General features: G+C 65.5%; 16 protein-coding genes. 1 reads left to right on the top strand and 15 read right to left on the bottom strand.

The features are described 5' to 3' along the window. The coding region (locus tag Q0D45_RS17290; RefSeq protein WP_293395640.1) for a Calx-beta domain-containing protein at positions 1-1,338 on the bottom strand (1,338 nt) is incomplete at its 3' end. On the opposite strand from Q0D45_RS17290, the gene Q0D45_RS17285 reads away from it, so the two are divergent. Then, positions 1,324-1,575 (top strand): hypothetical protein, encoded by a 252-nt coding sequence (locus Q0D45_RS17285; RefSeq protein WP_293395637.1) that lies wholly within the window; start codon positions 1,324-1,326, stop codon positions 1,573-1,575. The genes Q0D45_RS17290 and Q0D45_RS17285 overlap by 15 nt on opposite strands. 55 nt (positions 1,576-1,630) lie before the next feature. Here the strand turns inward: Q0D45_RS17285 and Q0D45_RS17280 are convergent, their stop codons facing one another. The 14 genes from Q0D45_RS17280 to Q0D45_RS17215 form a co-directional block, all read right to left on the bottom strand. Beyond that, positions 1,631-2,404 carry an S-methyl-5'-thioinosine phosphorylase gene (locus Q0D45_RS17280; protein WP_293395634.1) on the bottom strand — a complete coding sequence of 258 codons (774 nt, stop codon included), beginning with the start codon at positions 2,402-2,404 and terminating at the stop codon, positions 1,631-1,633. A gap of 118 nt (positions 2,405-2,522) precedes the next feature. Next, on the bottom strand, positions 2,523-3,077 hold the full coding sequence (locus Q0D45_RS17275) for a hypoxanthine-guanine phosphoribosyltransferase (RefSeq protein ID WP_293395631.1): 555 nt from the start codon (positions 3,075-3,077) through the stop codon (positions 2,523-2,525). Beyond that, on the bottom strand, positions 3,074-4,048 hold the full coding sequence (nagZ, locus tag Q0D45_RS17270; RefSeq protein ID WP_293395628.1) for a beta-N-acetylhexosaminidase: 975 nt from the start codon (positions 4,046-4,048) through the stop codon (positions 3,074-3,076). Before nagZ ends, Q0D45_RS17275 begins: the two co-directional genes overlap by 4 nt. A 72-nt stretch (positions 4,049-4,120) precedes the next feature. Beyond that, a complete protein-coding gene (locus Q0D45_RS17265) occupies positions 4,121-4,636 on the bottom strand; it encodes a CYTH domain-containing protein (RefSeq protein WP_293395625.1) in 516 nt (171 codons plus the stop codon). A 91-nt stretch (positions 4,637-4,727) separates the two neighbouring features. Then, positions 4,728-6,053 (bottom strand): 23S rRNA (uracil(1939)-C(5))-methyltransferase RlmD, encoded by a 1,326-nt coding sequence (rlmD, locus tag Q0D45_RS17260; RefSeq protein WP_293395622.1) that lies wholly within the window; start codon positions 6,051-6,053, stop codon positions 4,728-4,730. After that, positions 6,050-6,940, bottom strand: coding sequence for a cysteine synthase CysM (cysM, locus tag Q0D45_RS17255; protein ID WP_293395619.1), 891 nt, complete (start codon positions 6,938-6,940; stop codon positions 6,050-6,052). Before cysM ends, rlmD begins: the two co-directional genes overlap by 4 nt. Further along, positions 6,937-7,347 (bottom strand): holo-ACP synthase, encoded by a 411-nt coding sequence (gene acpS / locus Q0D45_RS17250; protein ID WP_293395616.1) that lies wholly within the window; start codon positions 7,345-7,347, stop codon positions 6,937-6,939. Before acpS ends, cysM begins: the two co-directional genes overlap by 4 nt. Before the next feature lie 91 nt (positions 7,348-7,438). Further along, the gene (locus tag Q0D45_RS17245; RefSeq protein WP_293395613.1) at positions 7,439-8,158 is read right to left on the bottom strand and encodes a pyridoxine 5'-phosphate synthase; all 720 of its coding nucleotides are present in this window, start codon (positions 8,156-8,158) and stop codon (positions 7,439-7,441) included. 372 nt (positions 8,159-8,530) lie between these two features. Further along, a complete protein-coding gene (locus Q0D45_RS17240) occupies positions 8,531-9,355 on the bottom strand; it encodes a nickel/cobalt efflux transporter (RefSeq protein ID WP_293395610.1) in 825 nt (274 codons plus the stop codon). A gap of 87 nt (positions 9,356-9,442) precedes the next feature. After that, positions 9,443-11,095, bottom strand: coding sequence for a hypothetical protein (locus Q0D45_RS17235; protein ID WP_293395607.1), 1,653 nt, complete (start codon positions 11,093-11,095; stop codon positions 9,443-9,445). A 101-nt stretch (positions 11,096-11,196) separates the two neighbouring features. Continuing rightward, the gene (recO, locus tag Q0D45_RS17230; RefSeq protein WP_293395603.1) at positions 11,197-11,910 is read right to left on the bottom strand and encodes a DNA repair protein RecO; all 714 of its coding nucleotides are present in this window, start codon (positions 11,908-11,910) and stop codon (positions 11,197-11,199) included. Positions 11,911-11,936: 26 nt separating this feature from the next. Beyond that, the gene (gene era, locus Q0D45_RS17225; RefSeq protein ID WP_293395600.1) at positions 11,937-12,821 is read right to left on the bottom strand and encodes a GTPase Era; all 885 of its coding nucleotides are present in this window, start codon (positions 12,819-12,821) and stop codon (positions 11,937-11,939) included. Beyond that, complete coding sequence (rnc, locus tag Q0D45_RS17220; protein WP_293395598.1) at positions 12,814-13,524, bottom strand: ribonuclease III; 711 nt, start codon at positions 13,522-13,524, stop codon at positions 12,814-12,816. The genes era and rnc overlap by 8 nt, the downstream gene beginning before the upstream one ends. Next, on the bottom strand, positions 13,521-13,881 hold a 361-nt coding region (locus tag Q0D45_RS17215), incomplete at its 5' end, for a DUF4845 domain-containing protein (RefSeq protein WP_293395595.1). The genes rnc and Q0D45_RS17215, both read right to left, overlap by 4 nt.

Genomic DNA, 13,881 nt, shown 5'->3' with positions numbered 1-13,881 from the left:
GACTTGCACGGTGACCTGATCGCCGGCCCGGACGCTGGCGGCTGAGCTGGTGTACGCAGCGCCATTGACGCTGAACAAGCCACCCGAGACCGAGATCGGCACCGCGGCGCTGATGCCGGTGATGGTGACCGCCGAGCTGTTCACCAGCGCGCCCGGCTCGGCATCGCTGACCGGCGGGAAGCTGATGGGATCAGGCGTGGCGTCGGACGCGGCATCGCCATCGTCGTTGATGATGGTGCCGATGGCGTCGCCGCGGCCGATCACGGCATTGCCGCTGACGCTGCCCAGCGTCGCGTGGAAGGTTTCGTCCGCTTCGGCAAGGCTGTCGCCGTTGATCGCGACCTTGATGGTCTTGCTGGTCTCGCCGGGGGCAAAGCTGATGGTCAGCGCGCCGCCGCTGTAGTCGCTGCCGCTGACGGCGCTGCCGTTCGAGGTCGAGGCGCGAACGCTGACCGTGCCCGTCGAAGCTGGCGACAAGCTCACCGTGAACGGCAGCACGGTGATGCCGGCATCGCCTTCGTTGATCGAGGCATCGGCGATGCTCACCGTCGACACGTCCGCCGTGGTCACATCGAACGCGGCCGAGACATCGCCGATGCTCAGCACCGCGCTGCTGCGCGCGCCCGGCGTGGCCGACGCGGTCTGACGCACCTTGACCTTCTGGCCGGCCGCGACCTTGCCGGGCGCGCTGACGAAAGCGCCGCCATCGATGCTGTAGCTGCCGTTGGCAACGGCGATCGCCGGTGCAGCGTTGACGCCGCTGACGATGATCGCCTGGCTGTCCTGCGTGCTCTTCGGCGGGGCATCGACGACTGGCGCGAACTGGAATGGATCGGGGGTCGTATCGGGCGGCCCGCCGTCATCGTTGACGATGATGCCGGTGGCCGTGCCGCGGCCGATGACGGCGCCGCCAGTCGGGCTGCTGAGCGTGGCGACGAAGGATTCATCGGGCTCGATGACGGTATCGCCGACCAGCGCGACATTGACCAGCTTGCTGGTTTCGCCGGGCGCGAAAGTGATCGTCCGGCTGCCGCCGATGTAGTCCGAACCGCTGAGCGCCGTGCCGTTGCTGGTCGAGGCCCGGACACTGACGGTGGTCGTCGCCGCCGGAGTCAAGCTCACCGTGAAGCGCATCGCGCTGGTGCCGGCATTGCCTTCGAGCATCCTCGCGTCCTGCACGCTCAAGGTCGGCACAGCAGCGGCAGCGGCTGGCACAGCAACGCTGGTCAGCAGCGTTGCCAGCAGCAGATTCGGCACTAGCCGTTGGAGGATCGGAGTCGGCAGGCGCCGGATTTTTGACGCGAAAGCGGCAGCAGCAGGCGGATGTTCGAAGCGCATGTGGAGTCTCGGGTCGTCGAGTCGGAGTGGCAGACCCGATGCGCCGAAGACGGCATTCCGCCGCGTCGATTCAAGGTTCTGCCGTCACCGGCGACGCTGCAGGTTCAAGGCCTCGCTGCTGCTGACGCTTCGTCGTCATTCAGCTGCCGTCCGTCGCCAGGCAACAAGAACCCGGCACGCGACGCGTCGGGATGCCGACGCCGCAACCCGGCCCGGATGACACCGGTGCCGGATTGATGACGCGGAGAACGCGCGTGAACAGCCGCCGGCATTGCGCCGAGCGGCAACAGTCTCAGCCGGCAAGCACCGGCAGAGCCCGTTCGAGAATCGCCCGCACCTTGGCCATGCTGGTGGCGACCCAGAGTTCGATCTGGCCGTGGATGTCGCCACTGCCGATGCCCGGCGCCCAGTTGACGCTGACCGCGAGGCAGGCATAGGCCAGCCCCAGTTCGGCCGCGAGGCCGGCTTCCGGCATGCCGGTCATGCCGACCATCGCGCAGCCGTCCTGCTTCAGGCGGCGAATCTCGGCCGGTGATTCCAGGCGTGGGCCCTGGGTCACGGCCATCGTGCCGCCGTCATGAGCAGCGACGGCGGCTGCAAGTGCTGCATCGAGCAAGGTCTTGCGCAGGGCTGGTGCATACGGATGCTCGAACTCGACGTGCTTGAGTTCACTGCCCGGTCGGCCATCGGAATAGCTGTGCTCGCGGCCCCAGCTGTAGTCGATGACATCGTCCGGCACGGTGACATCGCCGGGTGCGAACCATTCGGCGATCGAGCCAACCGCGCCGATCGCGATGACGTTGTGCACGCCGGCCGCCTTCAGCGCCCAGAGATTGGCGCGGTAGTTGATCGCATGCGGCGGGATCTTGTGGCCTTCGCCATGGCGAGCCAGGAAGATCGCCTCGACGCCGGCAATCCGGCCTTTCGCCAGCGGCGCGGAGGGCGCGCCATAGGGCGTATCGACGACCACCGATTCGATGATCGCCAGGCCCGGCCACTGGTTCATGCCGGTGCCGCCGATGACGGCGACCTTGGCGTTCGGGATCTGCGGATGGGACGTCGACATTGGCAAGATGAGATCAGTAGGAGATGAAGCCTTTAGCGTCGCGATAAGCTCCGGGGCTGCCGCCCGTTGTACTGCCGCTCGGGAGTGCCATTCAAGGCACTCCCGAAAGCACGCGGCATTACAACCCTTTCAAGGCATAGATCGCCGGCAGCTGGCGCCAGTATTCCTGGTAGTCCATGCCGCAGCCGAACACGTAGCGATCGATGACGCTGAAGCCGATGAACTCGGCGTGGGCACCGGCGGCGCGGCGGTCGTGCAGCTTTTCGGCGAGCACGGCGACCTTCAGGCTCAGCGGCGCGAAGCCTTCCAGTGCCTTACGGATCGCGACCAGGGTGTGGCCCTCGTCGAGAATGTCGTCCACCACCAGCACGTGGCGGCCGTCGAGGATCGCCGGCGGCTGGCGCTTCCAGATCAGGCCGCCGCCGGTCGTCGAACCGCGGTAGCGGGTGGCGTGCAGGTAGTCGAGCTGGAACGGGAACGACAGGCGGCGCAGGATTTCGGCAGTCGGCACCAGGCCACCGATCATCACGCAGAGGATCAGCGGACTCTTGTCGGCGTACTCGGCGGTGATCTCGGCGGCGAGCCAGTCATAGGCGGCGTTGACGGCGGCTTCGTCGTACAGGCAATCGGCTTCGGCGAGTGCCTGGCGGGCTTGGTCGGCGGTAAGACTCATGCGGTGAAGGTTCCAGTTTTTCGGTAGAGCGCCTTCAGCCGGGCGCTGGACAGGCGGCGTTCCTTGACCGGCAGAGCTTCGAGCAGTTTCGTGACCATCGTTCGATCGTTGCAGACCGGCAGCATGTCGCAGCCGGCATGCAGGGCGACGTTGGCGCGCTCCACGATGTCGCCGATGACCACGGCGCCCTGCATGCACAGGTCATCGCAGAACACCGCGCCGTTGTACTTGTAATCGCCACGCAGCAGGGTACGAATCCACTTGCGCGAAAACGAGGCCGGGAGATCGTCGTAAGCGCTGTAGCGCACGTGGGCGAGCATCAGCGATTCGATGCCGTCGTCGATCAGCGCCCGGAACGGCACCAGATCGCGCTGCTCGATATCGGCGAACGAGCGGCGATCGACCGGCAGTTCCAGATGCGAATCCGCCGCCACCGCACCGTGACCGGGGAAGTGCTTGCCGGTGGCGCTCAGGCCCGCGGCATTGAGGCCAGCGCGGAAGGCGCGCGCGAAGGTGATGATCTGCAGCGGATCGGACGAGAAGGCGCGATCGCCGATGATCGTCGATATGCCGCAGTCGCGGTCGAGCACCGGCGCGAAGCAGAGATCGATACCGTACGAAGCCAGTTCTCGGCCGATGGTTTCGCCGTACAGCCGCGCTTCTTCCAGCGCCCGCAGCGGTGATTCCTCGTGCAGCCGCGTCAAGGTGCCCATCGCCGGAATGCGCGTGAAGCCGACCCGGAAGCGCTGCACCCGGCCGCCTTCGTGGTCGACGGCGATCAGCAGCCGCGGCGTCTTGATCGCCAGCAGGTCGTTGCACAGCGCCCGCCGCTGCTCGGGATCGGAGTAGTTGCGGGCGAACAGGATCAGGCCGCCGACCAGCGGATGCGCAAGCACCTCGCGGTCTTCGGCGGTCAGGCTCAGGCCGGCGACGTCGGCCATGATCGGTCCCATGATTAAACCAGAGGGCATGCGGGCTCGCGGTGGTTGCTGCAGCGGTGGGACGCGGAACGGCGGAGCGATCGACGCAGACGGATCAGCAGGCTAATTCCCTGGCGCGTGGGCAACTTCGTTCTCGGGCCAGTCGCGCCACGGGTGCAGCGCGAGGCTGTGATTGTAATAGCGGCGATCCTCGGTGACTTCCGCGCCCAGCCAGGCGGGCGTGTCAAAGCGCTGGTCGTTGTGACGCAGTTCGATTTCAGCGACCACCAGACCGACATTGGCGCCGGCGAATTCGTCGATCTCCCAGGTCAGCGCGCCGCCATCCGGGCTCACGACGTCGATGTAATGACGAACCTTGTCGACCAAGCCGACGCACAGCGTGTCGAGAATTTCGTGGGCGTCATGGACCGGCACCGGGTAGTCGTACTCGGCGCGGGCACGGCCGACGACCGCGGCCTTGATGTTCAGCCGCGCTTCGATGCCCTGCAGGCGCACCCGAATCGAGCTCTTGCCGTTGTCTTCGGTCAGATAGCCCTGCCGCATCGGCACGCGGCGCGTGGCCTGTGTGCGCCAGTCATCGCCGACCACCAGAAACTTGCGTTCGATTTCAATTGCCATGGCTGAAGCAGTGGTCAGTGGTTAGTGATTAGGGGTCAGCAACGTCGGGGTCCGCATTGGCTGGCTTCTGCTAGCCACTAGCCACAGACCACTAGCCACTGCTTCTCTCGAACAGCGCCATCGATTCGACGTGCGTCGTATGCGGAAACATGTCCAGCACGCCGGCTCGCGTCAGGCGGTAGCCGTAGGTGTTGACCAGCTCGCCGGCATCGCGCGCCAAGGTACCTGGATGACAGGACACATAGACGATGCGCCGCGCCTTGGTCGCTGCCAGCATCGGCAGGATTTCCTTGGCGCCGGAGCGTGGCGGATCGATCAGCGCCAGATCGTAGCGATGTTTCAGCCATTCGGCTTTCGGATCCGGCTTGAACAGATCGGCCTTCAGGAAGCGGCCGTCGTAGCCATTGGCTTGCAGATTGGCCTTGCCTCTTGCGACCAGCCCGGTCTCGCCCTCCACCGCCGTGACCTTGGCGCCGCGCGCTGCCAGCGGCAAGGTGAAGTTGCCGAGCCCGGCGAACAGTTCCAGCACTTCATTGCCCGGTTCGACACCCAGCCAGTCCAGCGCCTGCACGACCATGCGCTGGCTGACATCGGAATTGATCTGGATGAAATCGGCCGGCTGAAACGCCAGGCGCAGCGCGCTGCCATCCGGCGAGTAGTCCAGCGGCCGCGCCGCGCTCAGCGGCACCAAAGTATCCGGACCGCCACTCTGCAGATAGAAGTCGTAATCGTGCTCGGCGGCGAAGGCCAGCAGCTTGGCGCGGTCGTCATCGCTGGGCGGCGCCAGCACGCGGATGGTCACGGCGACATGCGCCGCCGCCGAGACCTCGATCTGCGGAATCTGGCCGGCGATGCTCAAGCCGTCGAACAGCGCGCCGAGCAGGCGCAGCTTCAGGCCCAGCCGGGGATCGACGACCTCGCAGCGGTTCAGCACCGCCAGCGCATTGGCATCGCGCTCGCGGAAGCCGATCAGCACCCCGCCCTTCTTCGGCACCAGCTTCACGCCCATGCGTGCGCGGCGGCGATAGGTCCAGACCGGGCCGGTCACCGCATCGGCAATGACATCCGGCACCACGCCGCCGATCCGGCGCAGCGCTTCCAGCATCGCCTGCTGCTTGAAGGCGATCTGCGCGGCTGGCGCCAGATGCTGCAGCGAGCAGCCGCCGCAAAGCCCGAAGTGCTCGCAGCCCGGCGTGACCCGATCCGGCGAAGCGACGTCGATCGCCGTGACTTCCGCTTCATCGAGCGCGCGAGTGACTCGCAGCAGCTTGTAGCGCACCGTTTCACCGGGTAACGCGCCGAAGATGAAGGTGACTTTGCCGTTGATGCGGGCGACGCCGCGGCCATCGTGATCGAGATCGGTGACCTCGGCGCTGAACTCGGTATCCGGCGGCGGCTTCCGCTTGGTACGGCTCACTCGGGGAAAACACCAGTGGAGATATAGCGGTCGCCACGGTCGCAGATGATCGCGGCGATCGTCGCGCCATCGAGTTCCTTGCACAGCTGCAGCGCCGTCCAGACCGAGCCGCCAGATGACGGACCGCAGAACACGCCTTCGATCTTCGCCAGATCGCGCATCGTGTCCTCGGCTTGCTGGGTAGAGACTTCGACGACGCGATCGACCCGGCTGCGATCGAAGATCGTCGGCAGATAAGCCTCGGGCCATTTGCGGATGCCGGGAATCGACGACTCGCCATCCGGCTGCACGCCGACGATCTGCACCGCCGCGTTCTGCTCTTTCAGATAACGCGAGCAGCCCATGATCGTGCCGGTGGTGCCCATGGTCGCAACGAAGTGGGTCAGCTCACCGTTCAGCGCGGTCCAGATTTCCGGCGCCGTGCCTTCGTAGTGCGCGCGCGGATTGTCCGGGTTGCCGAACTGGTTCAGCACCTTGCCCTTGCCGTCCTTCTCCATGGCTTCCGCGAGATCGCGCGCGCCCTCCATGCCCTCTTCCTTGGAGACCAGGATCAGCTCGGCGCCGAAAGCCTTCATCACCGCGCGACGCTCCACGGACAGATGCGCCGGCATGATCAGCACCATCCGGAAGCCACGCATCGCCGCCGCCATCGCGAGAGCGATACCGGTGTTGCCGGACGTCGCTTCGATCAGGGTATCGCCGGGCTTGATCTCGCCGCGCTCTTCGGCACGGCGGATCATCGAATAGGCCGGGCGATCCTTGACCGAGCCGGCCGGATTGTTGCCTTCCAGCTTCAGGAACAGGCGGTTGTTGCCGATGCCGGGCAGACGAGTGATTTGCACCAGCGGCGTGTTGCCGATGGTGTCGGGGAGCGTGATCGGTTTCATCCCGGCATTTTACGGGACGCAGGCGCGCCGTCGCCGCATTCGAGCACCACGAAGGCGATGATCATCCCGGCCTCGTCGGTGAACGACAGGTGAGCCTGGCTGATGCCGAGCGCTTCGAGCCGCGCCTGCATGGCAGCGCTGAAGATCAGCCGCGGCCGCTGCTTCGCCTCGCGCAGCGCGCCGACATCCTGATAGCTGACGCCGTGAAAGCCGGTGCCGAGCGCCTTGACGAAAGCCTCCTTCGCAGCAAACCCGCGGGCAATCGCGTAGCCGATGCTTTTCGCTTCTGGCACAGCCGCGCGTTCTTCCGGCATCAGCAGCTTGCTCAGCGCCCGCTCACCCTGGCGCGCGTAAAGCGCTTCGCAACGCTCGATGCGCAGCAGATCGGTGCCGATGCCGTAGATCATCTGAAAGCAGTGGCCCGTGGCCAGTGTTTAGTGGCCAGACAAAAGTCGCCTGCCGGACCGGGCCTCTGCCCCTTGATCACTGACCATGGCTTCATCGCGCCATCGCCGCACGAATCTCGGCAATCGCGGCCGGCAGGCCGATGAACAGGCTGCGGGCGATGATCGCGTGGCCGATGTTCAGCTCGACGATTTCCGGAATCGCCGCGATCGGCCCGACGTTGTCGACATTGAGCCCGTGACCGGCATGAACCTCGAAGCCCATCGCTACGGCATCACGCGCGAATGCGGCAATGCGCGCCAGTTCGGCAAGCTGTTCGGCACCACGGGTGTCGGCGTAATGGCCAGTATGGATTTCCAGTTGCGGCGCGCCGCTGGCCTTCGCCGCCGCGAGCTGCACCGGATCGGCGGCGATGAACAAAGCGACGATGCAGCCCGCCGCCGCAAGGCGTTCGCAGGCTTCACGCACCGCTGGCAGATTGCCGGCGACATCGAGGCCGCCTTCGGTGGTGCGCTCCTCACGCCGCTCCGGCACCAGGCAAACGTATTTCGGCTTGGCCGCCACACCGATATCGACCATCGCCGCGGTCACCGCCATCTCCAGATTGATCGGCACCGGACAGACCGGCGTCAGCCGCGCCAGATCATGGTCCTGGATATGACGGCGATCCTCGCGCAGATGGATGGTGATGCTGTCGGCGCCGCTGGCAGCGGCAAGCAGCGCGCCCTCCACCGGATCCGGATAAGCCGTGCCGCGCGCCTGGCGGACGGTGGCAATGTGATCGACGTTGACGCCTAGACGCAGGGGACGCATGGCAGGTGGGAGATGGAAGGCTGAAAAGGAGTTGCGCATTGTAGGCGCAGCGCCGTTGTCACGATGGACAAGTGTCGTGCAATCAAGGTCTTGGCGGCTGCGGAAATTCTGCGATCGACGAACATAACAGCGCGGCGACGGAGGTCCGCCTGGCCCGCGTTAAAGATCCGAGGACGGAATCGACCTCGCGGCGCTGGCAATTTCACGGCACGCGCTGCAACCGATTGGCCGCGCGTTGCATCCAAACGATGCGCAGTTCAACCCACGACGGCAAACCCCAAGCTTCCGTCATGGCGGCGCAAGAAAAGCAGTACGGTTTTTTTGACAGGACGTGACATTAAGGGCGCTTCGGCGCCCTTCTTTTGTGCCGCTCTACGACGCCTGCAAGCCATCCCAGCCGAGCTGGATGCTGATCAGGCCGATGACGATGATCAGCGCACTCGACAGATACGGCGCGCGACGCGCCCAGACGCCGAAACCGCTGAAGCCGCCCCAGCGATTGCTCGCGGCCCGCAAGCTGAGTGCAGCGAGCACACCGCTCAGCACCATCACCAGTGCCAGGCCGATGCTGAAGCCGAGCACCAGGGTCAGGCCGAGGCTGTACTTCTTCAATTGCAGACACAGCAGCAGCACGGTGATCGATGCCGGACAAGGCACCAGGCCACCGGTCAAACCGAACGCGATGATCTGGCCGGTGCTCGGCCGGCGATCGCCGAAACGCTGCTCGATGTCGGCAGCGTGGGCACGCGCGTGATCGTCGCCATGGTCATCGGCGTGGTCATGATCGTGCCCGTGATCATGAGCGTCGCCGTGGTGATGATCGTGATGGGAATGGACCTTCGCCGACGCCTGCTGCTGACCGTGGACGCGCAACAGCATCCAGACCGCGATGGTGACGATCAACACGCCGGAGGCCAGCTGGAACCAGGCCTCGGTACGTTCGCCATCAATCTGCGCGCCGTAATGCAAGCCGACCAGCGCGACCACCCAGACCACCAGCGTGTGCGAAGCCGCTGCCGATACGCCGAGCAGCACCGCCTGCATCACCGTGCCGCGGATGGCGATGATGAACGCCGCCATCATGGTCTTCGAATGGCCCGGCTCCAGGCCATGCAGCGCACCGAGCAGCAGGGCGCTGGGAATGAACAGCCAGAGGTTCGTGGAACCCTGCTGGAGTAGCTCGGAAAAAGAAGTCACGGAGAACGCCGGTCAGATTGTTGCCGGCCTTGAGCATAGCGGCATCGCGCCTGCCGGAATGTGGCAGACGCGATGCCGGATGCACGATCAGGCGCCGCGCACCACGCCGAAGCCGCGACGACGCCGCAGCAGCGCACCGATCATCAAGCCCACCACGCCGAACAGCCCGAACGAACCGCCGCCGCCCGAGCTTGAGCTGCTGCCGCCAGTGGTGGTTCCACCGGTGCTGGTGCCGGTGGTGCTGCCACCGGTCGTGCTGCCGCCAGTCGTGGTGCCGCCAGTCGTGGTGCCGCCAGTCGTGGTGCCACCCGTGGTGGAGCCGCCCGTCGTACCGCCAGTGGTGGTGTCACCGGTTGTGCCGCCAGTGGTCGTACCGCCGGTCGTGCTTCCGGTGGTCGTTCCACCGGTGGTCTCGCCGCTGGTTGTTCCGCCTGTAGTGGTGCCGCCGCCGATGGAACCTCTGAAGCCTTCGAGTACGCGCGCCGAGATCTGGTTGTCATTGGCACGGAACACTGCGGCGATGCTGCCATCGGCGAACAAGGCAACCGGTGGCGAACGGGACAGGTCGATCGGCGCTGTGACCATGCCGCTACCATTGAGGCCGAGATCGTAGGTACCGTCGCGGGTGAACTGCACACCAAAGGCCGAGCTTCCGCCTGGGACGTAGTTCAAGGTTGTCGTGTCGAGCTGACCGATCAGGCCGACGAACTGCGTGGTGCCACTGGCAAGCACGCGACCGAACAACAGCTGGGTCAGGTTCGACTGCCCCGCCGGTGGTGCCGTGGCGGGGGCGAGATCGATGACCTGCAGACCATTGCCGTTGAATCCGGCATCGGTGCTGCCATCAGCGAGATCGCTGAACACGGTGCCGACGTAGCGCTCGCCGGCCACCAGGCCAACGCCGAGGTTGAAGACACGGCCGTCGGCACCGGTTGCCGCGCCGAAGCTCACCGTCGACAGCAGGCTCGGTACATCCGGCCGCGACTGGATCTTCAGGCCGTTGCTGTTGAAGGCGGTATCGAGCAGACCTTCCGGAGTGATCACATAGGTGACGGTGACCCGGTTGGCGAGCAGCGGCGTCATGGCGTCACGCGTGTCACCGGACGACACCACGAAAGCGCCACCGAGTACCAGGCGACCAGTGGTCTGGTCGACGGTCGCGGAGAAGCCGACACGATTGTCGACCGTGCGGCCGGGCACGATGATCAGATCGTTGCCGCCGTTGAAAGTCGGATCCAGGCTGTTGTCGAAGCGGCGCGCCGATACGGTGATCGACATTACTGGACCGACCGGCGGCAGGCTGATCAGATACAAGCGCTGGCGCGATTCGTCCAACGCCAGTGCGACGTCGCCGTCGATCGCCGTGGCCTGGCCGAAATCGAGCCGGGCAAAGCCGCTGTCGAGAACGCCGGCAGCATCGATGCGAACCAGGTAAAGATGGCTGACGCTGTCGGTGGGCGGCAGCGCCCGATACAGCACGTAGAGCCGTTCGCTGCTATCGGTCGTCGCGGCTGCAACCAAGCCACCGGGCTCCATTTCCCGCAGCACGAAACCGGGCCCAGCCGAGAACGTCGCCACACCGCTGACGCCGTAGCTGGCAACCGGGGTGGTGAACTCGGCATGGGCCGAGCTTGCGACGAGCAGGCCCAGTGCGATGGAGGCAGCGGTGATCGCAGACCTGGCGGGGCGCACGGCAGATACAGCCCGGCGCAGTGCCGAACTTGACGGGGAAACGTTCAATGGGAATTCCTCTCGAAAAATCTTTGATTTATGCAGCTTTTTTGACAACGACCTACCGCTGAAACTGCGAGACGATTCTGCTCTCGTCCCCTCTGGCAAATCTAGGGTTTATTGCTGCCGAAGGCACGCATCTCGCGCAGCAATTGCGGCGTGCGCAAGGACGCATGCGGCACTTGCGGTTCAAGCGCGGCGCGCAGCAGGCGGCGGGCATCGTCGAGTACGGCGCGGCTGTCGAGCCAGCCTGCCCGCAGCGCATTCAAGCTGACGCCGGCGAGCGCTCCGCGTGTGCCTTCGGCGCAGGCAACGAAGCCGCGATCGCCGAGATAGCGGTAGTGACCGGCTTCATCGAAAGCCTCGGCCAGCGGCAGGCCGTAGCCCAGTTCTTCGAGTGCGCGCAATTCAAACAGACGCAGCGCGGCTTCCGCTTCGAGCGCGCTGCCGGCAAGCAGCTGCAGGCTGTCGGCGTAGACCCTGTACAGCGCCGGATGCGGATCGTGCCTCGGCAGCAGCTTCAACAGCAGCTCGTTCAGATACCAGCCATGGAACAGACGCTCACCGACCAGCTGCACTTCCGGCCCGCCGGCCTCGACTGCCGTGACCGTGCCGAGTTCGCCCTTGTCCAGCCAGGACAGCAGCAGCGGCCGGAACAAGCTGACCACGCCGCGCTGCTTTGCCCGCGGCCCGCGCAGGCCGCGGGCAACCAGGCCGACGCGGCCGTGCTGCGGCGTCAGCACTTCCAGCAGTTCACTGGTTTCGCGATAAGGCTTCTGCGACAGCAGCCAGGCCGGTTGCAGTTCGATGCGGGCGCTGGACACGGTCGGTGCTCGGCCCGGGCTGAACGCTAGCCGCCTTCGTAACCGAAGCGGCTGAGCGCCTTCGGATCGTCGGTCCAGCCTTCCTTGACCCGCACCCAGAGCTTCAGGAAGACCTTGCCGCCGGTCATTTCCTCGAGCTCGCGACGAGCGGCGGTGCCAACTCGCTTGAGCATCGCGCCGTCTTCGCCGATGACGATCTTCTTCTGGCCATCGCGCTCGACCCAGATGATCGCCGAGGCCTTCAGCAGGCCGCCTTCGCGCTCGACCGCTTCGGTCTCGACGGTCAGCGCGTACGGCAGTTCCTGGGCCAGCGAGCGCATCAGCTTTTCGCGGACCATCTCGGAGATCGTGAAGCTCAGATCGTGGCCGACGACCTGACCTTCCGGATACAGCGGCGGGCCTTCCGGCATCCGCTCCATCAGCTGCTTGGCCAGCACGTTGACATTGGCGCCCTTGAGTGCCGACAGCGGCATCACGAACGCCCACTCGCGCAGTGGCGCCAGTTTCTCCATCAGCGGCAGCAGATCGTTCTTGTCGCTGAACTTGTCGACCTTGTTGATCACCAGCGCCACCGGCGACTTCACCGACTTCAGGCGCTCGAGCACCGCTTCATCTTCATCGGTCCAGCGGCCGGCCTCGATCACGAACAGCGCCAGATCGACGTAGTGCAGGCTGTTGCTGGCGGCGTCGTTCATCGCTTTGTTCAGCGCCTTCTTCGCGGCGCGGTGCATGCCCGGCGTGTCGACGAAAACGATCTGCGCGTTGTCGCCGTGCAGCACGCCCTGGATGCGATGGCGTGTGGTCTGCGGCTTCGGCGCGGTGATCGACACTTTCTGGCCGACCAGGGCATTGAGCAGGGAAGATTTGCCGACGTTGGGTCGACCGACGATTGCCACGATTCCACTACGCATGTTTCGTTTCCTTCAAGGTGATCGCGTCCAGCATCGCGCTGGCCGCCCGTTGTTCGGCAATGCGCCGAGAGTGTGCTTCTGCTTCCATGATCTGCCCGCTGTCTGGCAGCAGGCAACGTACCGCGAAATTCCGGCGATGCGCCGGTCCGTCCTCGCTGAGCACGGTGTATTCCGGCAGCGGCCGGGATTCCGCCTGCAGCACTTCCTGCAGACGCGTCTTGTAGTCTTTCAGCGAGCCGGCTTCCGGCAGCGCTTCAAGCTCCGGCGCCAGCAGCTTGAGGCACAGGGCATGCGCCGGCTCGACGCCGCCATCGAGATAGACCGCGCCGATCAGCGCTTCGAGCACGTCGGCCAAGGTCGAATCGCGACGGAAACCACCGCTGCGCAGCTCGCCGCTGCCGAGCCGGATGACATCCGGCAAGGGCAGCCGCCGCGCCGCCGTGGCCAGGGTTTCCTCGCGGACGATGCTGGCGCGCAAGCGCGACAGATCACCTTCTGGCGCTTTCGGGCGCAAGCGATAGATTTCTGCAGCGATCGCGAAGTTCAGCAGTGCGTCGCCGAGAAATTCCAGGCGTTCATTGTGATCGACACCGAAGCTGCGATGGGTCAGCGCGCGCTGCAGCAGCGTGGCATCACGGAATTGGTAGCCGAGGGCGGCGCACAGGCGAACCCGGCCGATCTGCTCGAGATTCTTGGCGCTCAACCGCCCGGCACCGCACGCAGGGGAATGTCGGCCTTGAAGCGGGCGACGACGATGATGTTCGCGAACAGCGACACTTCGGCGTCGTAGTCGTAGCTCAGGAACAGGCCGCCGGTGGTCCGTATCACCTTGATGTCGCGCGGTTCGAGCTGGCGCAGATAGTCGATATCCCAGCGCCGCTGCAGCGACGAGCGCACGGCGGTGACATCGACCTCGCTGCCGACCACCGAGGACTGCGCGGCCACATCACGCACCGCGCGGTTGATCTGGAATTCGTTCAGGTACAGCGGGCCGATCTTGATCACGCAGAGCGCAAAGAAGCCGAGACTGCCGAACAGGTAGAGGCCGCTCCACAGCGTC

It is taken from the genome of Nevskia sp., from assembly GCF_023266035.1.
GTDB lineage: Bacteria > Pseudomonadota > Gammaproteobacteria > Nevskiales > Nevskiaceae > Nevskia.
The sequence above is the reverse complement of the archived record's forward strand: the minus strand, read 5'-3'. Positions and strand labels throughout refer to the sequence as shown.